15 protein-coding genes are annotated in these 18,441 nt (G+C 75.7%); 5 read left to right on the top strand and 10 right to left on the bottom strand.

Going from position 1 to position 18,441, the window contains the following annotated elements; translation table 11 throughout:
* Positions 1 to 73: 73 nt before the first annotated feature.
* Positions 74 to 1,003, top strand: coding sequence for a phosphatase PAP2 family protein (locus ACIBPC_RS18260; protein WP_398845801.1), 930 nt, complete (start codon positions 74 to 76; stop codon positions 1,001 to 1,003).
* 170 nt (positions 1,004 to 1,173) lie between these two features.
* Here ACIBPC_RS18260 and ACIBPC_RS18255 read toward each other — a convergent pair whose 3' ends face one another.
* Positions 1,174 to 2,112, bottom strand: coding sequence for a bacteriocin fulvocin C-related protein (locus ACIBPC_RS18255; protein WP_398845798.1), 939 nt, complete (start codon positions 2,110 to 2,112; stop codon positions 1,174 to 1,176).
* Positions 2,113 to 2,603: 491 nt separating this feature from the next.
* Here ACIBPC_RS18255 and ACIBPC_RS18250 point away from each other — a divergent pair, with 491 nt between their 5' ends.
* Complete coding sequence (locus ACIBPC_RS18250) at positions 2,604 to 3,071, top strand: GNAT family N-acetyltransferase (protein ID WP_398845796.1); 468 nt, start codon at positions 2,604 to 2,606, stop codon at positions 3,069 to 3,071.
* A 39-nt stretch (positions 3,072 to 3,110) separates the two neighbouring features.
* Here ACIBPC_RS18250 and ACIBPC_RS18245 read toward each other — a convergent pair whose 3' ends face one another.
* The 8 genes from ACIBPC_RS18245 to rsmI all read right to left on the bottom strand — a co-directional run bounded on the left by ACIBPC_RS18245 (position 3,111) and on the right by rsmI (position 12,853).
* Positions 3,111 to 3,782, bottom strand: a complete 672-nt coding sequence (locus tag ACIBPC_RS18245; protein WP_362958300.1) for a response regulator transcription factor — start codon at positions 3,780 to 3,782, stop codon at positions 3,111 to 3,113.
* Positions 3,783 to 4,125: 343 nt separating this feature from the next.
* Positions 4,126 to 5,841 (bottom strand): PQQ-binding-like beta-propeller repeat protein, encoded by a 1,716-nt coding sequence (locus ACIBPC_RS18240; RefSeq protein ID WP_398845791.1) that lies wholly within the window; start codon positions 5,839 to 5,841, stop codon positions 4,126 to 4,128.
* Between the two features lie 457 nt (positions 5,842 to 6,298).
* Positions 6,299 to 8,104 (bottom strand): ABC-F family ATP-binding cassette domain-containing protein, encoded by a 1,806-nt coding sequence (locus ACIBPC_RS18235; protein ID WP_398845784.1) that lies wholly within the window; start codon positions 8,102 to 8,104, stop codon positions 6,299 to 6,301.
* Positions 8,097 to 9,026, bottom strand: coding sequence for a 4-(cytidine 5'-diphospho)-2-C-methyl-D-erythritol kinase (locus tag ACIBPC_RS18230; RefSeq protein WP_398845781.1), 930 nt, complete (start codon positions 9,024 to 9,026; stop codon positions 8,097 to 8,099). Before ACIBPC_RS18230 ends, ACIBPC_RS18235 begins: the two co-directional genes overlap by 8 nt.
* A gap of 8 nt (positions 9,027 to 9,034) precedes the next feature.
* The gene (locus ACIBPC_RS18225; protein ID WP_398845778.1) at positions 9,035 to 10,141 is read right to left on the bottom strand and encodes a polyprenyl synthetase family protein; all 1,107 of its coding nucleotides are present in this window, start codon (positions 10,139 to 10,141) and stop codon (positions 9,035 to 9,037) included.
* Positions 10,138 to 11,001, bottom strand: a complete 864-nt coding sequence (gene rsmA, locus ACIBPC_RS18220; protein ID WP_362958287.1) for a 16S rRNA (adenine(1518)-N(6)/adenine(1519)-N(6))-dimethyltransferase RsmA — start codon at positions 10,999 to 11,001, stop codon at positions 10,138 to 10,140. The genes ACIBPC_RS18225 and rsmA overlap by 4 nt, the downstream gene beginning before the upstream one ends.
* Entirely contained in the window at positions 10,998 to 11,846 is an 849-nt protein-coding gene (locus ACIBPC_RS18215; protein WP_398845774.1) for a TatD family hydrolase, read from the bottom strand. Before ACIBPC_RS18215 ends, rsmA begins: the two co-directional genes overlap by 4 nt.
* A 158-nt stretch (positions 11,847 to 12,004) precedes the next feature.
* Positions 12,005 to 12,853: a 16S rRNA (cytidine(1402)-2'-O)-methyltransferase gene (rsmI, locus tag ACIBPC_RS18210; protein ID WP_362958283.1), complete on the bottom strand. Its 849-nt coding sequence runs from the start codon at positions 12,851 to 12,853 to the stop codon at positions 12,005 to 12,007.
* Between the two features lie 94 nt (positions 12,854 to 12,947).
* Between rsmI and ACIBPC_RS18205 the strand changes: the two genes are divergently transcribed.
* From ACIBPC_RS18205 to ACIBPC_RS18195, 3 genes are all read left to right on the top strand, one after another.
* The gene (locus ACIBPC_RS18205) at positions 12,948 to 14,696 is read left to right on the top strand and encodes a dolichyl-phosphate-mannose--protein mannosyltransferase (RefSeq protein ID WP_398845770.1); all 1,749 of its coding nucleotides are present in this window, start codon (positions 12,948 to 12,950) and stop codon (positions 14,694 to 14,696) included.
* Between the two features lie 211 nt (positions 14,697 to 14,907).
* Positions 14,908 to 16,509: a penicillin-binding transpeptidase domain-containing protein gene (locus tag ACIBPC_RS18200; protein WP_398845767.1), complete on the top strand. Its 1,602-nt coding sequence runs from the start codon at positions 14,908 to 14,910 to the stop codon at positions 16,507 to 16,509.
* Between the two features lie 95 nt (positions 16,510 to 16,604).
* A complete protein-coding gene (locus ACIBPC_RS18195; protein ID WP_398845764.1) occupies positions 16,605 to 17,546 on the top strand; it encodes a ribose-phosphate diphosphokinase in 942 nt (313 codons plus the stop codon).
* A gap of 13 nt (positions 17,547 to 17,559) precedes the next feature.
* Here the strand turns inward: ACIBPC_RS18195 and ACIBPC_RS18190 are convergent, their stop codons facing one another.
* On the bottom strand, positions 17,560 to 18,315 hold the full coding sequence (locus ACIBPC_RS18190; RefSeq protein WP_398845762.1) for a hypothetical protein: 756 nt from the start codon (positions 18,313 to 18,315) through the stop codon (positions 17,560 to 17,562).
* Between the last annotated feature and the right edge of the window lie 126 nt (positions 18,316 to 18,441).

Below are 18,441 nucleotides of genomic sequence, written 5' to 3'. Positions count from 1 at the left end.
GGCGAACGGCAAGTGTTCGCCCTGCCGTTAGGCCGACGCAACGTCAGTCCGCAAGGGACTACGGTCAGTCGGTATGAGAACGGATACACCCGACCCGTCACCCCCCGTGCCCGCCGGACCCCCCGCCCAGGGCCGCGCCGCACGCCGGGCCGCCCAGCGCAGGGCGGCGGCCACCAGGACGTCGCCCGCCGCGCTGGTCACGGCGCTGGTCGTCCTGCTCGCCGGGGCCGGTGTCCTGCTGCTGCTCGCGCCCGGTGGGCCAGGGAGCCTGGGGGTGGGCGACGCGGGGCCCGTGCTGGTCACCGGCGGGGCGTCCGCCTCGCTGTACCGGACGCTGACCGACGCCCTCGCGGACGCGCCGCACCTCGTCCACGTCGCGCTGGAGATAGCGAGCGAGGGCAGCGTCGTCGTCCTCGGCCTGATCCTGCTGTGGACCTGCTGGCTCGCCCTGCGCCGGGGCGACGCGCGCACCGTCGCCGCCACCGTCCTCGCGGGCCTGGGCACGATCGCCGCGTACGCCACCAGCGAGACGCTGAAGCTCGTCGTGGACGAGGAACGCCCCTGCCGCGCCGTCAGCGGCGCCGATCCGGTCGCCGAGTGCCCGCCGCCGGGCGACTGGTCCTTCCCCAGCAACCATTCGACGCTGGCGGCCGGGCTCGCCATGGGCCTGGCCGTCCTGCGGCCGCGGCTCGCGCCGGTCGTCCTGCCGCTCGGCGCCCTGGCGGGCCTGCTGCGGGTGGCGGTCGGGGTGCACTACCCGCACGACGTGCTGGCCGGGTTCTCCCTCGGCGCGTCCGTGACGGCCGCCCTGGTGCTCGCCGCCACGGCGCTCCTGGCGCGCCTGCTCGGCCCCCTCCTGGAACGCTGGGGCCCGCGCCTCGGCCTGGCCACCGCGACCGCGACCGCAGCCCCCCTTCCCCGCACCGACGGCCCCGGCCCCGCCGGTGACGAGGCCCGCTACGCGACGCCCCCCACCCGCGAACCGGACGGCCGCCGACGCTGACCCCCCGGCGCCCGCCCCGCCGTTCCGGCGCGCGTGGACCGGCGACGGGCCCACCCGTGAGGCGCGGCTCGCGGGCCCCGGCTCGACGCCAGCCGGGGACGGCCGTGGAGGAGCGGTGTCCGGTGCGCGTGCGTCGCGGTGGGAACGGGCCGCCCGGTGGCCGGTGGCGGTCAGCAGGTTCCGTAGCAGGGGTAGTTGAAGAACAGGCCGCAGCCCGCCGATGTACGGGTGCACCAGCACGGCTTGCCGTCCACGCAGCAGGTGCACCCGTCCGAGCACCAGTCGTCGCCGCAGTTGCACCCGCAGTTCCCCGCCTCCGCCGCGGTGGGGGCGGGGCCGAGGGTCGCCAGCGCCGCCCGCGCCTCCGGCAGGCCGAACGCCGCCACCGCGTCCGCCTTCAGCAGCTGGTACTCCCCGTGCGCCTCCTCCGTCACCTCGCCGGTGAAGGCGGAGTCGCGGCCCGCGAACCCCTCGGCGCGGTCCAGGACACCGCGCTGCTCCGGCGTGAGCCCCGGACGGGCGGCGCGGAAGCGGGCGAGGTGCTCCCGCCACAGGGCGGCACGGTCCGCCGGGGCCAGCTCGCGGAAGATCGCCCGGCGGAACGCCATCGGGTGGGCGGTCACCCCGTCGTAGTCCCGTGGCAGGGCGGCCAGGTTGTCCTTCACCCACGCCTCGGCCCGGCCGGTGGCGCTCGCGGCGGGCGCGCCGCCGAGTACGGCCACCGCGCCGAGCCCGGCGAGCAGCAGGAACCGGCCGCGCGCCATCCCGTCCCCCTGTCCCGCCCGCGCCCGGTCGCCCGCCCGCAGCGCGCCAAGGGCCCGCAGCACGCGGACGGTCCGGCGCGGGCCGAGGTGCAGCGCGAGCCGTACGCCCATGGTGCGCCCGGTCCAGGCGCGCGGCGGCGTCAGGCCGTCCACGGGGACGCGCAGCAGCGTGGGCGCGTGCGGCGGCTCGGCGCCGAACGCCGCCTCCCGCCAGGCGCGGACGCCGGGGTCGCCCAGCGGCATGACGCCCAGCCGCTCGCCGCTCGCCTCCCCCACCTCGCCGGCCAGTGACCGGCACCGGCAGCAGTCGGCGTCGAACGCGAGAATCCAGTGTGCGGTGGTCATATGGGCCCCCCGAGAGCGATGGCGCGGTCACGCGCAGGGATTCTCGGTCACCCGCTGCCCCCGGAAACGGCGCGCGGAAGCCTTCCCCGGCGCACACACGGACCCGTGAGCCCCTGCGCCGGGGGACGTCCACGGCGACCAGGACCGGACTCGGTGTCCGGGGCGGCCGAGTGAAAAGGGCCGCACAGTTCGGCGACGCGCCCGTCCCGCAGCTCCCGCCGGGATGCCGCGCGGGCTCGCACGGACCGTAGCTCTGTCCGCCGACGGCCCGCGCCACGCCGGGGTCACGGGCGTCGAACCCCTCGTCCGTCTCCCGTCCGTGGCGTGGGCACGGGCCGGTTCGGGGGACGAGCGTCGGCGGGGCCGAGTGCCGTGGCCCGGACGACAGCGGAGGATCACGTGGCGTTCCGGCGGGGGGAGAGGCCTGGCCGCCGTAGGGTGGGGCCGCCTGCCGAGGGGGGCGGGCGTGCCGAGCCGCGAGGAGGACTCCGTTGATCCGGTCCGCTGAACCCGCCGACACCGGTGCCGTCGTGGAACTGGCGGTGACCGCCGGGCTGTTCGGCCCGGAGGAGGCCCTCTTCGTCACCGCGATGATGGCCGGGTACTTCGGCGGCGCCGCCGAGGAGGGGCACCGCTGCCTTGTCGATGACGCGGACGGGCTGCGGGCGGTGGCCTATCGTCAGCCGAAACCGGCGGCCGATCGCGTGTGGGACCTCACGATGATCGCCGTCCGGCCAGGTCACCAGGGCCGGGGGATCGGAACGGCCCTGCTGCGGCACGTCGAGGAAGAGCTGCGCGGCGACGGGCAGCGGCTCCTGCTCGTCGACACCTCCGGCACCCCTCCATACGACCGCGCCAGGACGTTCTATGCCGGATGCGGCTATGCCGAGGAGGCCCGGGTGCGGGACTACTGGGCGGACGGCGACGACCTGGTGGTCTTCCGCAAGGCCCTGACGTGAACGGCGGACCGCGCACGCCGCCTCCGGGCGCTGGAGGTGTCAGCGCGGTCGTTGGAGGTGGTCGAGGAGGCCGGTGCGCACGGCGAGTGCCGCCGCTTCGAGGCGCGATGTCGTCCCCAGCTTGGTCAGCAGCCGCTGGACGTGGGTGCGCGCCGTGCTCGGGGCCACGCCGAGGCGCTCGGCGATCCGCCGCGTGTCGTCGCCCTCCACGATCCGGGCGAGCACGGCCGCCTCGCGGTCCGTCAGCAGGGCCGCGAGCCTGGCGCCCTCCGCGTCCGGCGCCAGCCGGGGGTGCAGCAGTTCGGCGAACGCGTCGCGCAGCAGTTGCGGCGCCACCGCCGCCTCGCCCGCCTTCGCCTTGATCATGGCCCGTTCCACCCCCTCTATGCGCTCGTCGTGCCGCACGTACCCGCGCGCCCCCGCCGCGAAGGCCGCCGCCACGCCGCGCGGTCTCGGGACCGGGCCGAGCACCACCACGGCCACGCGCGGACTCTCCCGCCGCATCCGCAGCAGCGGGTCGAGCGCCCCCGGCGCCTCCGGCGCGGACGAGCCGAACAGCGCGACGTCCGGCTGCTTGCTCACCGACAGCTCGCACAGCCGCGACACCGGCGCACCGGCGCCCAGCACCCGGTGGCCGCGCACCCGCAGCGCCGAGGCCAGCGCCTCGGCGACCAGCCGCCGGTCGTCCACCACCACCACGCGTACGTTCATGGCCTCCACCCCGCCCCGGTCGTCGCGCTCAGCTCCCCGGCCGGTACGGCGGGGGAGCGCCGGGGCCCGCGCACCCGCCGCGCGCGAGGGATCTCGCGGGCGCGGGCGGGTGTGCCGTCGCTGCGCGGCGGGCGCCGGTCGTGCGGGAGACGGACGCCCGGCGGTCCCGACTCCTTCTCGCGTGCCCCCCGGCCGGACGCCGCCGCCGACGGCGCCATGCCGCCGGGACCGGACGTCACGGCCGGCCCCTCCGGGCCGCGAGTGACGTACTGATAGGCCATGATTCTCCCCTGCGCCACCCCGGAGGGCCGGATCTGGCCACCCGCCGCCCGCCCGCGCCCGCCTACCGGTAGACCAGCAGCGCCGGCGGGCCCTCGCCCGCCGCCCCGGCGCTGAACGACTGGTTGAGCAGCATCAGGGTGCCGTCCCGCCACACGGGTATCCGGTCCACGGGGAACAGGCCGGACATCATCTCCCACTCGTCCATGCGGGCGGCGCGGTCGAGGCCCATCACGGCGCTCGCCTCCTCGGTCGCCGGGTCGATCGCGACCACCAGGCCCTCCAGCTCCTGCGTGCCGGGCTGGTAGGCCAGGATCCTGCCGTCCACCGAGTCGAACGGGCGTATCCCCCCGCCGTTGACGGCCGGGACCTCGTACTCGCCCTGGCCCGTGGACAGGTCGAACGAGACGACGGCGGCGTCGCCGTAGGGCACGTTCGTCCCCAGATAGAGGTGCCCGTCGAGGACGACGCCGAGGGGGCAGTCGGCCAGGGCGTTGATGCGGCACGGGGAGACGTAGCGCTGGTCGTCGTAGTCGAGCCGCACGGCGATCTCCTCGCGGGCGTCGTCCACGACGAGGATGCCCTCCTCGCCCGCGCCCGTCTCGTCCGTGTCCAGATCGGCCGTGACCACCAGGGGGTCGAGGGACAGCACCGCCTCGACCGAGAACGGCCGGTCCTCGTACGTCGTCCCGTACTCCCACCGCCACAGCTCGTCGCCCGCCGCGTCGGTGGCGCGGATCGCGCCGCCGTCCTCGTCCCCGGACGCGTCGCGGCAGATCATCTGCGAGACCAGGGCGCCGTCGATGACGGCGTACGAGCCCTCGACGCAGCGCTGGGTCTCCAGCGAGGAGCGCCAGATCCGCTCGCCGTCGCTGACGCTGTACCCGCCGCTGCCGACGCCCCAGCCGACCGCGACCGTGTCGCCGAGCAGCGCCGGGTAGCTCCACTTCCCGGGGTCCACGGCGTCCTCGCCCAGCGGTATGGACACGATCTCCTCGCCCGCCTCGATGTCCACGACGGTGACGGCCTCGCAGTCGCGGCCCTGGAGGACGGCGATGCGGCCCGCGTCGGCGGTCGGCGACGCGTTGCACGCGCCGCCCGACAGCTCGAAGGGCAGCTCCCAGCGCTCGGCGCCGGTCTCCAGGTCGTACGCCACCAGCGCGTCGTGCATCAGCCGCACGAGGGTGTCGTCGGTGAACCAGACGCCGCGCGCGTCGACGACGATCTCCTCCTCGGGGATCTCCGGCGCGGGCACCTCCCAGGCGAGCGAGGCCGTGATCGGCTCCTCGGGCAGCGTCTCCCCGTCCCCGCCGCCCTGTCCGTCGTCGCCGGACGGCTGGGCGGCCGGGGTCCCGCCGCCGTCCCCGGCGAGGTACCAGACGAGGCCGCCCGCCGCGAACAGGACGGCCAGGACGAGGGTGACGACCAGCACGGTGCGCGCCGGATCGCGCCGCCGCCCGCCACCGGAGCCGGGATCGGGGCGTGGACCGGGAGCGGGAACGGGCGTCACCGGAGGGGGAGTCGCGCCGTACGGCGCGCCGGGCGGGCCGGGCGGGTGGGGTGTGACGGGCGCGGGCGGCACCGGCGGGCCGAAGGCGCCGTCCGCCGTCTCCCGCCCCGCGACGGCGTACCCGTCCGGTGGCGCGGGCGGGTAGGCGTACCCGGCGGGCGGGGTGCGCGGGTAGCCGTACCCGGGCCGCCCCGGCGTGTCCCCGGCCGGGGTGTCCATCCTCGGCGGCGGCCCGAACGAGCCCTCCGGCGGTGGTGTCGGCTGCGCCATGCGTCCCCCTGCTCACCGTGCCCGGTCCGGAACGGCCGGGCCACGCGGTGTGTTTCCGTCGCCCACCTGTTTACCACCGGCCACCGACAGTCGCCCCGCCGGTACCGCCGGGGACCACCGGGGACGCGACCGGCGGCGCCCATCGGCCCGCTCTCCGGGCCCCGCCGGACGCGGTGCGTCGCGGGCGGTGGGAAGGCCCACAGCGCGGCCCCGGAGGCTGGTGCCCCGAACGTTCCTCGTACCGGGCGCACTCGGGGCGATGCGACAACGCGGCGAGGTTCCAGCCCCCATGCAGGCAGCACGGTCCCGAACGCCCCTTGTGAAGACGCGTCCCAGGGTCCGTCTTCACAAAGGCCGTCCGGCCGCTCGCGGTTCCCCCGGCCTGGCGGCCTGGGGGCACCGCGTCAGGCCGGGGGAGCGTCGCGAGCTGGGCGCCCGCCCCCTTCGACGACGCGTCTCAGCCCTCGTCGGACAGTTCGAGCCAGCGGTTCTCCAACTCGTCCCGCTCCTCGGCCAGTTTCCGCAGCTCCGCGTCGAGGTTCGCGATCTGCTGGAAGTCGGTCGCGTGCGCGGCCATCTCGCCGTGCAGCTCGGCCTCCCGCGCCCCGATGCGGTCGAGCCGCCGCTCGATCCGCTGGATCTCCTTCTGCGCCGCCCGCGACAGCTGCGCGGGCTTCGCCGCGACCGCCGCCACCGGCGCGGCCTGCGGCGCGGCCGCCACCGCCCCGGCCGTCTGCCGCGCGCGCCGCTCCAGGTACTCGTCGATGCCGCGCGGCATCATCCGCAGCGTCCCGTCGCCCATCAGCGCGAACACCGTGTCCGTGACGCGCTCCACGAAGTACCGGTCGTGGCTGATGACGACGAGCGAGCCGGGCCAGCCGTCGAGGAGGTCCTCCAGCTGCGTCAGCGTCTCGATGTCGAGGTCGTTGGTCGGCTCGTCGAGGAAGAGGACGTTCGGCTCGTCCATCAGCAGCCGCAGGATCTGCAGCCGCCGCCGCTCGCCGCCCGACAGGTCGCCGACCGGCGTCCACTGCCGCTCCTTGCCGAAGCCGAAGCGCTCGCACAGCTGGGACGCCGTCATCTCCCGGCCCTTGCCGAGGTCCACGCGCGCCCGCACGTTCTCGACGGCCTGGAGCACCCGCCACGTCGGGTCGAGTTCGGCCACCTCCTGCGACAGGTACGCGAGCCGCACCGTCTTGCCGATCGTGACGCGCCCCTCGCTCGCCTCGCCCGTCGCCATGGCGCGCAGCAGCGACGTCTTGCCCGCGCCGTTCACCCCGACCAGGCCGATCCGGTCGCCGGGGCCGAGCTGCCAGGTGAGGCGCGTCAGCAACTCCCGCTGTGCGGCGCCCTCGCCGACCCGCAGGGTGACGTCCTCCAGGTCGTAGACGGTCCTGCCGAGGCGGGCGCCCGCGAAGCGCATCAGCTCGGCGCTGTCGCGCGGCGGCGGGACGTCCTCGATCAGCGCGTTGGCCGCCTCGATGCGGAAGCGCGGCTTGCTGGTGCGGGCGGGTGCGCCGCGCCGCAGCCAGGCCAGTTCCTTGCGCATGAGGTTCTGCCGCTTGGACTCCTCGGCGGCGGCGACGCGTTCACGCTCGGCGCGCGCGAAGACGTAGTCGCTGTACCCGCCGTCGTACGCGTGGACCGTGCCGCGCTGCACGTCCCACATGCGGGTGCAGACCTGGTCCAGGAACCAGCGGTCGTGCGTCACGACGACCAGCGCGGACCGCCGTGTCCGCAGGTGGGCGGCGAGCCAGGAGATGCCCTCGACGTCGAGGTGGTTGGTCGGCTCGTCGAGGACGAGGAGGTCCTGCTCGGCGATGAGCAGCTTGGCGAGCGCGATGCGCCGCCGCTCGCCGCCGGAGAGCGGGCCGACGACGGTGTCGAGCCCGGCGGGGAAGCCGGGCAGGTCGAGGCCGCCGAACAGGCCGGTGAGGACGTCGCGGACGCGCGCGTCGCCCGCCCACTCGTGGTCGGCCAGGTCGCCGATGACCTCCTGCCGCACGGTCGCGGCCGGGTCGAGGGTGTCCGACTGGGTGAGGACGCCGAGGCGCAGCCCCCCGGAGTGGGTGACGCGGCCGTCGTCGGCGGGTTCCTGGCGCGTGAGGATGCGGATCAGGGTCGTCTTGCCGTCGCCGTTGCGGCCGACGACACCGATGCGGTCGCCCTCCCCGACGCCGAGCGACACCCCGTCGAGCAGGGTGCGCGTCCCGTAGACCTTACGGATGGACTCGACGCTGGCGAGATTCCGCTGTTCAGGCATGGGAGACGATGGTAGTCGCCCCGGGGGCGGGGGCTGTTGTCGCACGGGCGGTACGGCATGTGCCGGACGCGGCCAGCGTGCCGGCCAGGGTACGGGCGGCCCCTGCGTCGGCGGTCAGGAACGCGACGGTGGGTCCCGACCCGGAGACGAGACCGGCCAGTGCGCCGCCGCGCAGGCCCGCGTCCAGGGTGTCGGCCAGTGGGGGCCGCAGGGACAGGGCGGCGGGCTGGAGGTCGTTCGCGTGGGGCAGTGCGGCGGCCAGGGCGTGCGGGTCGCCTGCGGCGAGTGCGGCGAGGAGCGCCGGGTGCGGCTCGGGCTCGGGTACGGGGGCGGGGCCGCGCAGCCGGTCGCACTCACGGTAGACGGCGGGGGTGGAGAGACCGCCGTCGGCGAGGGCGAAGACCCAGTGGAACGTGCCGCCGACCGGCAGTTCCGTCAGCTGCTCGCCGCGCCCCCGGCCGAGTGCGGCGCCGCCGACGAGGCTGAACGGCACGTCGGAGCCGAGCCGCGCGCACAGGCCGAGCAGTACGTCGCGCGGGGTCCGCGTGCCCCACAGGGCGTCGCAGGCGAGGAGGGCTCCCGCCGCGTCGGCGCTGCCGCCCGCCATGCCGCCCGCGACGGGGATGTCCTTGGCGATGTGGAGGCGGACGGCGGGCTTGAGGCCGTGGTGTTCGGCCAGGAGCACGGCGGCGCGTGCGGCGAGGTTCGTGCCGTCGAGCGGGACGTCCTCGCTGCCGGGGCCTTCGCAGGTCAGTTCGGGCGCGCCGGTGTCGGCGGGGCGGGCGGTGACGTGGTCGTACAGCCCCACGGCCAGGAAGACGTTGGCCAGGTCGTGGAAGCCGTCCGGGCGCGGGCCGCCCACGGCGAGCTGGACGTTGACCTTCGCGGGGACGCGGACGGTGACGGCGGGTGCGGGCTGCATGGTGCGGCTCAGTCTAGGGGCGGCGGCGGGGGCGCCAGCGCCGCCGGGAGCTGTGCGAAGAACGCCACGGCGTCCGCCCGCCACAGGCCGCGCCAGCCCGCCGCCTCGGCGGCGGCGGCCCGCGCCCAGCGCTGCATGTCGGCGCGCAGCGACGCGTCCACGCCCCGGCGCACGGCGATCTCCCGTATCCGCGCGACGGTCTCCGGCGCGCACTCCCGGTCGCCGAGCGCCGCCTCGACGGTGGCGCGCTCCGCGCGGTCGGCGGCGGCGAGCAGCGCGCGCACCGCGTACGTGCGCCGTCCCTCGCGCAGGTCGGCACCGGCGGGCTTCCCCGTGGCGGCCTCGTCGCCGAAGAGGTCGAGCCAGTCGTCGCGCAGCTGCCCGAGGATGCCGACCGGCACCGCGTAGCGGCGCAGGCGTTCCGTGTGCGCCGCCGGGTCCTCGCCCGCCGCGATCAGGCCGAGGCGCAGCGGGGCCAGCACCGAGTAGCGGGCCGACTTGAACTCGGCGACGGTGTGCAGCAGTTCGGCGTCCGGCAGCGGGTGGAAGTCGCGTTCCAGGTCGGCCATCTGCCCGGCGACGGTCTCGGCCCCGGCGCGTACCAGCACCTCCGTCATCGCCTGCCGCACGGACGCGGGCGCGGGCGCGGTGAGCACGGCGTCGACGGACAGGAACGCCGCGAGGTCCCCCGCCAGCACGGCCAGCCCGAGTGCCGTGCGCTCCCCGTCCGGGAACCGGGCGGTGGGGAACTCCGCGCGGTACGCGGCGTGCACGGACGGGGCGCCCCGCCGGGTGGCGGAGCCGTCGATGATGTCGTCGTGCACCAGGCCGTGGGTGTGGAGCAGTTCGACGGCGACCGCCGCCTCGTCGAGGCCCGCCGGGCGGCCGTCGCCGTCCTGCACGAGCCGCGCCGCCTCGTACAGCACGGCGACGCGCAGCCGCTTCCCGCCGCGCAGCGACTGGTCGCGCAGCAGGTCGAGGGCGCGGCGCGGGAAGCGGGTGAGCGGCGGGACGTCGAAACGTTCCTCCACCCCCGCGAACCACGCCGCGAACAGCGCCTCGAACCGCGCGCGGTGCCCCGCGACGCGCGCCCGCGCACCGGCGGGCGCCGTCACCGCCCCGCGCCCGGCCGGTGCTCGGCGAGCCGGGCGAAGTCCGCCACCGTCAGCGCCTCGCCGCGCGCCGTCGCCGGTACGCCCGCCGCCCGGCACGCCTCCTCGGCCGCCGCCGGGGACCCCGCCCACCCGGCCAGCGCCGACCGCAGCGTCTTGCGCCGCTGCGCGAACGCCGCGTCCACCACCGCGAACACCTCGGCCCGGCCCGCCGTCGTCACCGGCGGCTCGCGCCGCTCCAGCGCGACGAGCCCCGAGTCCACGTTCGGCGCGGGCCAGAACACCGTCCGCCCGATCGCCCCGGCCCGCCGCGCCCGCGCGTACCAGGCCGTCTTCACGGACGGCACCCCGTACACCTTCGACCCGGGCCCGGCCGCCAGCCGGTCGGCGACCTCCGACTGCACCATGATCAGCCCGCGCTCCAGGCTGGGGAACGCGGCGAGCATGTGCAGCAGGACGGGTACGGCGACGTTGTACGGCAGGTTCGCGACGAGGGCGCGCGGCGGCGGCCCCGGCAGCTCCGTCACGCGCAGCGCGTCGTCGTGGACCAGCGCGAAGCGGTCGGCGCGCTCCGGGAGGCGCGCGGCGACGGTCGCGGGCAGCGCGGCGGCGAGCACGTCGTCGATCTCGACGGCCGTCACGTGCGCCGCCTCCGACAGCAGCGCCAGCGTCAGCGAGCCGAGCCCGGGTCCGATCTCCAGCACGGTGTCCTCGGGCCCGACGCCGGCCGCGCGCACGATGCGGCGCACCGTGTTCGCGTCGATCACGAAGTTCTGCCCACGCTGCTTGGTGGGCCGCAGGCCGAGCGCGGCGGCCAGCTCGCGCACGTCACCCGGGCCGAGCAGGGCGTCGGTGGCGGTCATGCGAAGACCCGCCGCGTGTTCTCGGCGATGTGCCCGGCCAGCTCGTCCTCGCCCATGCCCTTCACCACGGCCATCGCCCGCAGCGTCACCGGGATCAGGTACGACGCGTTCGGCCGCCCCCGGAACGGCGCGGGCGTCAGGAACGGCGCGTCCGTCTCCACCAGCAGCAGCTCGGGCGGCGCGGCGGCGAGCGCGTCCCGCAGCGGCTGCGCGCTGGCGAAGGTGACATTGCCCGCGAACGACATGAAGTACCCGGCCTCCGCGCACACCTCGCTCATCGCGGCGTCCCCGGAGTAGCAGTGGAAGACGGTGCGGCGCGGCGCGCCCTCCTCGCGCAGGATGCGCAGCACGTCCGCGTGCGCGTCCCGGTCGTGGATGACGAGCGCGACGTCCCGCTCCTTCGCGAGCCTGATGTGGCGGCGGAACGAGCGCTGCTGCGCCGCCGTGCCCTCGGGGCCGGTCCGGTAGTAGTCGAGCCCGGTCTCGCCGATGGCCCGCACCTCGGGGTGCCCGGCGATCGCCCCGATCTCGTCCAGCGCCGCGTCCAGCGCGGCCGGGCCGTGCTCGGCCTCGATACGGGCGGCCTCGTTCGGGTGCAGCGCGACACCGGCCCAGATCGCGTCGTGCTCGGCGGCGGTCTTCACCGACCAGCGGGCGCGCTCCACGTCGCAGCCGATCTGCACGAGGCGCGGCACGCCCACGGCGGTCGCCTTGGCCACCGCCTCCTCGACGCCCGGCGTCTGCATGTCGAGGTGCGTGTGCGAGTCGGCGACCGGCACGGCCAGCGGCTCGGGCAGCGGCGGCGGGACGTTCTCCTCGGCCTTGGCCTTGGCGGACTTGGGCATGCCCCCGATCCTACGGTGGCCCCGCCCGCCGTCCCGCCCGCGCTGCTGGGACGTGCCCTGCTGCCCCGGTGAGCGTGACGGTGCGGCTGACGCCGGGCCTTGTCCGTCGCGCGATGCCGGTGTCCGGGGGTGGGGGACCCCGCCCGCCCGCGCGGCGGTCAGGCCCGCTTGGCCGCCACCACCGCGTCGAACACCGCCCGCTTCGGCACCCCCGCCTCCCGCGCCACCTCCGCGATGGCCTCCTTGCGCGCCTGCCCCGCCTCCTCGCGCCCGGCGACCCGCCGCGCCAGCTCCGCCGCGTCGGCCGGACCGCCGCCGTCCGCCGCCGGGTCGGCCCCCGCGACGACGACGGTGATCTCGCCGCGCACCCCCTCGGCCGCCCACGCCGCCAGCTCGTCCAGCGGCCCGCGCCGCACCTCCTCGTACGTCTTGGTCAGCTCCCGGCACACGGCCGCCCGCCGCTCCCCGCCGAACGCCCGGGCCATCGCCGCGAGCGTCGCCGCGAGCCGGTGCGGCGACTCGAAGAAGACGAGGGTGCGCCGCTCCTCCGCCGCCTCCCGCAGCCGCGCGTCCCGCTCGCCCGCCTTGCGCGGCGGGAACCCCTCGAAGCAGAAACGGTCCACCGGCAGCCCGGAGAGCGCCAGCGCCGTCAGCACGGCGGACGGCCCCGGCACCGCCGTGACGCGCACGCCCAGCTCCACCGCCGCCGCCACCAGCCGGTAGCCGGGGTCGGAGACGGACGGCATCCCCGCGTCCGTCACCAGCAGCACGCGCGCCCCGCCCGCCAGCTCGCGCGCCAGCTCCGGCGTACGCGCGGCCTCGTTCCCCTCGAAGTACGACACGACGCGGCCGCCGATCCGCACATCGAGCCCCTGCGTGAGCCGCCGCAGCCGCCGGGTGTCCTCGGCCGCCACCACGTCCGCCTCCGCCAGCTCCCGCGCCAGCCGCGGCGGCGCGTCCGCGAGGTCGCCGATGGGGGTCCCGGCCAGTACGAGAATGCCTGTCACGCCCCACATCCTCACCCATCGCCCGCCCCGCCCGTCACCTCCGGGCGGCGGCACCCGCCCGGGGGCACGCGGGCGGATGCCAAGATGGCCCGTGATGAGCAGCCAGACCGCGCCCGGCACGGAGCAGGCGACCCCGCCGGCGCCACCCTCGGAGACTCTCCCGGAGAGCAGCGCCCCCGGCACGGCCACGGGCTGGGAGCGGAGGCTGCGCCGCTTCGGCTGGACGGCCCGGCTGCCCGCCGGTGTCCGCGAACGCCTCGTCCCCCCGTACCCCGAGCCGGGCACCAGGCTGTGGCAGTACTTCGGCCTCGCCGGGACCACCGCCGCCCGCCTCGCCCGCTGGACCGGCTGGGGCGGCCCGCTGCTGGTGGCGCTGCTGGCGGGCGTGCTGCGCTTCGTGAGCCTCGGGTCCCCCGACGCGGTGATATTCGACGAGACGTACTACGCCAAGGACGCCTGGTCCCTGCTCCAGCACGGGTACGAGACGGAGTGGCCCGACGACGCCGATGAGCGGATCATCGCCGGTGACATCCCGGCCGCCGACGCCGCCGCGTACGTCGTCCACCCGCCCGCCGGGAAGTGGGTCATCGCGCTGGGGGAGTGGCTCTTCGGCCTCGACCCCGTCGGCTGGCGCTTCATGACGGCCGTGCTCGGCACCCTGTCCGTCCTGCTGCTCTGCCGCATCGGGCGGCGCCTCTTCCGCTCCACCTTCCTCGGCTGCCTCGCCGGGCTGTTCCTGGCCGTGGACGGCCTGCACTTCGTGATGAGCCGCACGGCGCTGCTCGACCTGGTCGTCATGTTCTGGCTGCTCGCCGCGTTCGGCGCGCTGCTGGTGGACCGCGACAAGGCGCGCGCACGCCTCGCCGCCGCGCTGCCCGAGGGCGGTGACGGACTGCTGCGCCCGGACGCGGACCTCGCGCGCCGCCTCGGGCTCGGCGCCCGGCCCTGGCGGGTGCTGGCGGGCGTCTGCCTGGGCCTGGCGTGCGCGACGAAGTGGAACGGGCTGTACGTGCTGGCCGCGTTCGGCATCATGACGGTCCTGTGGGACGCGGGCGCGCGCCGGGTCGCGGGGGCGCGCGCACCGTACCGCGTGATGCTGCGCAAGGACGCCCTGCCCGCGTTCTGCTCGCTCGTCCCTGTGGCGCTGGCGGTGTATCTCGCGTCCTGGGCGGGCTGGTTCGCCACCTCGGGCGGCTACTACCGCGACTGGGCCGCGACCAGGAGCGGCGACAGCGCGTGGAGCTGGATTCCCGCGCCGCTGCGCAGCCTGTGGCACTACAGCAGCGAGGTGTACAGCTTCCACGTCGGCCTCACCTCGGAGCACAACTACCAGTCGAACCCATGGAGCTGGCTGGTCGCGGCCCGGCCCGTCACGTACTTCTACGAGTCGTCCGACGCGGGCCAGAACGGCTGCGGCTACTCCAGCGGCTGCTCCCGCGAGGTGCTCGCCCTCGGCACGCCGATGCTGTGGTGGACGGCGTGCTTCGCGCTCGCGTACCTCTGCTACCGCTGGCTGCTGCGCCGCGACTGGCGGGCGGGCGCGGTGCTGTGCGCGGTGGCCGCCGGATACCTGCCCTGGTTCATGTACCAGGAGCGCACGATCTTCTACTTCTACGCCGTCGTGCTGGTGCCGTTCCTCTGCCTCGCGGTCGCCATGCTGATCGGCGCGCTCCTCGGACCGCCCGGCAGTACGGAACGCCGCCGCGTCACCGGCATCGTCGCCGCAGGGGTCCTCGTCCTGCTCATCGTGTGGAACTTCGTCTACTTCTATCCCATTTACACCGGTACGGAGATCCCCCGCGACGGCTGGCGCGCCCGCATGTGGCTCGACAGCTGGATCTGAGGCCCCACCCGCACCGCAGCGTGACGAAGATGTGACGCCGGGCTGCGCCCCGGTCTACCCGGTGTAGCGGTTATGCTGCGGCCAGGCCGCCGGATTCCGGGGCATCTCAGTGAGGCCCGCGGGGCCTCCTCCAGGGGCAGGACAGGGCGTAGCGATGCGGAGCGGACAGCGGATCGCCGTCACAGCGGGTGTCTGTGCGGCAGTTGTCTCGGTGGTGGGGTTCGGCGCGTACAGCCTGCTGGGCGGTGACGACGACGGGGGCACGGCCAACGTCGCGTCCACGTCCGACAGCACGCCGTCCGGCACACCGAGCGAGGAGCCGGAACCGGTCACCGACGAGGAGGTGCTGGCGGCCTCGGCGGCGTTCTTCGACGCCTGGACGCTGGGCGACACGGCCACCGCGGCCGGGCTGACGGACGACCCGCAGTCCGCCCGCGTCGTGCTCGACGCGCTGGCCGAACGCGCCGGGCTCGCCGACCTGGCGCTCGAACCGTCCGCCCCGGACGGGGCCACCGTCCCGTTCGCCGTCTCCGCGACCGTCGCACTGGACGACGACGAGGTGGAGCCCGCGCCCTGGGAGTACACCTCCGCCCTGGAGGTCGTCCGCGAACGCGGCACCGGCGAGGCCGTCGTGGCGTGGGACCCGGCCCTGATCCATCCCGCGCTGGAGGACGACCAGATCATCGAGGCGGGCCCGGTCGACGAACTGCCGCCCGTCGAGGTCCTCGACGTGAACGGCGACGTCCTCACCGCCGAGGACCACCCGTCGCTGACGCCGGTCCTGGAGGACCTGCGCGAGCGCTACGGCGACGCGTCGGGCGGCACCGCCGGGGGCGAGCTGCGGATCGTGGACGCCGAGGGCGAGACCGTCGAGCGGCTCCTCGAACTGGCCGAGCCCGCCCCGGGCCAGGTGCCCACCACCATCGACCCGGTCCTCCAGGCGGCGGCCGAGGAGTCCGTCGCCGCGCGCGGGAACGCGTCGGTGGTCGCCGTCCAGCCGAGCACGGGCGCGATCCAGGCGGTCGCCAACGCCCCCGCCGACGGCATGAACACGGCGTTCGAGGGCTCGTACGCGCCCGGCTCGACGTTCAAGATCGTCACCGCGTCGCTGCTGATCGACCGCGGCCTCGCCTCCGCGAACGCCGCGCACCCGTGCCCCAAGTACTTCGAGCACGGCGGCTGGCGCTTCCAGAACCTGGACGAGTTCGAGATCGAGGGCGGCACCTTCGCCGACAGCTTCGCCGCGTCCTGCAACACCGCCTTCATCAGCCAGGCGCCCGAACTCGCCGACGACGACCTGGGCAACCAGGCGCGCGACGTCTTCGGCCTCGGCCTGACCTGGTCGATCGGCACGACGTCGATGGACGGCACGGTGCCCACGCAGTCCGACGCGCAGATGGCGGCCTCCCTCATCGGGCAGGGCGGCGTCCGCATGAACCCGCTGAACATGGCGTCCGTCTCCGCGACCGTGCAGAGCGGCGTCTTCCGCCAGCCCTACCTCGTCCCGCCGTCCTTCGACAACCGCGAGCTGGCGCAGGCGCCGCGCGGCCTGTCCGCCTCGACGGCGCAGGAGCTGCGGTCCCTGATGAACCGGACGGCCGTCAACGGGTCGGCCGCCGAGGCGCTCGCCGGGCTCGGCGGGGACATCGGCGGCAAGACCGGCTCCGCCGAGGTGGACGGCCAGGACCTGCCCAACGCCTGGTTCACCGCCTACCGGAACGACCTCGCCGTCGCCGCCCTCGTCCCCGAGTCGGGCCACGGCGGGACGAACGCGGGCCCGGTCGTCGCCGAGGTGCTGCGCGCCAGGGGCTGACCGCCCGGCCGCCCCCGCCGCCCGCACCGTACGCTGAGGCGTGCCGGCGCGGGCGGCGCTCACCGTCCGGAGGCGAGGGGAAGGGCCGGACGACCATGCGGGAGATCGCCGTCTTCAGCGGCAGCGCGCACCCTGAGCTGGCGGCGGAGGTCTGCGCCCACCTGGGCGTGCCCCTGCTGCCCACCAGGATCGACCGCTTCGCCAACGACTGCCTCCAGGCGCAGCTCCAGGCCAACTGCCGCGAGCGCGACGTCTACCTGATCCAGCCGCTGGTCAGGCCCGTGCAGGAGCACCTGGTCGAGCTGCTGCTGATGCTGGACGCGGCGCGCGGCGCGTCGGCGGCCCGTACGACCGTGGTGATGCCGCACTACGCGTACGCGCGCTCCGACAAGAAGGACGCCCCGCGCATCTCCATCGGCGGGCGGCTCATGGCGGACCTCATGGAGACGGCGGGCGCGAGCCGCGTGCTGGCCATGACGCTGCACTCCCCGCAGGTGCACGGCTTCTTCCGCGTGCCCGTCGACCACCTGCACGCGCTGCGCGAACTGGCCGCGCACTTCCGCCGGTACGACCTGGCGCGCGCCGTCGTCGTCTCGCCCGACCTGGGGAACGCCAAGGAGGCCGCCGCGTTCGCCCGGCTGCTGGGCGTGCCGGTGGCGGCGGGGGCGAAGCAGCGGTTCAGCGACGACCGGGTGTCGATCAGCTCGGTGATAGGCGAGGTCGCGGGGCGGGACGTCATCGTGCTGGACGACGAGATCGCGAAGGGCAGCACGGTCGTCGAACTGCTGGGCAAGCTGCGGGAGCTGGGCGCGCGGACGATCCGCGTCGCCTGCACGCACGGCCTGTTCGCGGCCGGGGCGCTCGGCAGGCTGAGCGCCGAGCCGGACGTGCTGGAGATCGTGTGCACCAACACGGTGCCCATCCCGGCGGGTGAGCGCACGGACAAGCTGCGCGTCCTGTCGATCGCGCCCGCGCTGGCGGAGGCGATGCGGCGCATCCACGACGGGGAGTCGGTCAGCGCGCTGTTCGACTCCTGAGGCAGCCGCCTGATCAGCCGCAGACGCCGCTCACGGTGGTGGACGGTCCGTTGACCAGTGTCCGGTTCGCCGTGGAGGTCCAGGAGACCGAGGGGCCGGCGGCGGAGGGCACGGTCAGGCCGGTGATGTCCGTGCTGCTCCAGGTGTGCGCGAACGCGCCGCGCGCCGTGAGGTTGCCGCACGCGCCCGTGCCCTGGAAGACGAGCGCGGACCTGCCGGTCGCCACGTCGGTGTCGGTCGCGGAGGTCTGCGGGTCGATCAGGAAGCTGAGGCCGTAGGGCCCCTCGAACTCGGTGTCCTCCGACGACACGTTGGGGTACTGGGACGTGACGCCGCTGTGGTGCACCACGCGCGTGATCGGCGTGACGGGGCGGCTGAACCAGGTGACGACGCCCTGGGCGCCCGTCATCGCGTACGGCGGCGGGACCGCGGTGAAGTCCCAGTCCGTGACGGCGACCCAGCGGTCCTTCCCGGCGACCGTCGCGATCCAGTAGACGTCCGGCGCGGCGACCGCGACGGGCCCGGTGGTGGCGGTGCCCGCGGTGCCGCCGACCCGTACCAGGCAGGCCTGTTCGGCGAGGGCGCGGTCGGCCGCCGCTTCGTCGGGCGCGTCCGCGACGATGTCGAGCACCCGCGCGGCGCCGCGCCCGGTGTCGGCCCGGAACTCCGGTACGCAGCCGCCGTCCGCGTCCGCCCGCGCGGGGGCCGCGGCCGACGCGGCGAGCACGGTCAGCAGGGCGAGGGCGGCGATACCCGTACGACGCACCACGGTTACCTCCTGGCACACGCATCGACAAAGCAACATTGTGCTCCTGTCGGCGGGTTCCGCGCCAGCCAGGTGCGGGGGGCAACCAGCGAGATGTGAACGGCGACCAGGGGGAGGCGGGCCTCGCGC

This window comes from Streptomyces sp. NPDC049879, from assembly GCF_044461265.1.
GTDB lineage: Bacteria > Actinomycetota > Actinomycetes > Streptomycetales > Streptomycetaceae > Streptomyces.
This window is presented reverse-complemented; position numbering and strand designations above follow the sequence as displayed.

Excerpts from the sequence above, each read along its gene's own strand:
- ACIBPC_RS18195 (WP_398845764.1), top strand. The coding sequence starts at position 16,605 with ATGCGGGAGATCGCCGTCTTCAGCGGCAGCGCGCACCCTGAGCTGGCG.
- ACIBPC_RS18255 (WP_398845798.1), bottom strand. The coding sequence starts at position 2,112 with ATGACCACCGCACACTGGATTCTCGCGTTCGACGCCGACTGCTGCCGG.
- ACIBPC_RS18205 (WP_398845770.1), top strand. The coding sequence starts at position 12,948 with ATGAGCAGCCAGACCGCGCCCGGCACGGAGCAGGCGACCCCGCCGGCG.
- ACIBPC_RS18215 (WP_398845774.1), bottom strand. The coding sequence starts at position 11,846 with ATGCCCAAGTCCGCCAAGGCCAAGGCCGAGGAGAACGTCCCGCCGCCG.
- ACIBPC_RS18260 (WP_398845801.1), top strand. The coding sequence starts at position 74 with ATGAGAACGGATACACCCGACCCGTCACCCCCCGTGCCCGCCGGACCC.
- ACIBPC_RS18240 (WP_398845791.1), bottom strand. The coding sequence starts at position 5,841 with ATGGCGCAGCCGACACCACCGCCGGAGGGCTCGTTCGGGCCGCCGCCG.
- ACIBPC_RS18235 (WP_398845784.1), bottom strand. The coding sequence starts at position 8,104 with ATGCCTGAACAGCGGAATCTCGCCAGCGTCGAGTCCATCCGTAAGGTC.
- ACIBPC_RS18245 (WP_362958300.1), bottom strand. The coding sequence starts at position 3,782 with ATGAACGTACGCGTGGTGGTGGTGGACGACCGGCGGCTGGTCGCCGAG.
- ACIBPC_RS18230 (WP_398845781.1), bottom strand. The coding sequence starts at position 9,026 with ATGCAGCCCGCACCCGCCGTCACCGTCCGCGTCCCCGCGAAGGTCAAC.
- rsmA (WP_362958287.1), bottom strand. The coding sequence starts at position 11,001 with ATGACCGCCACCGACGCCCTGCTCGGCCCGGGTGACGTGCGCGAGCTG.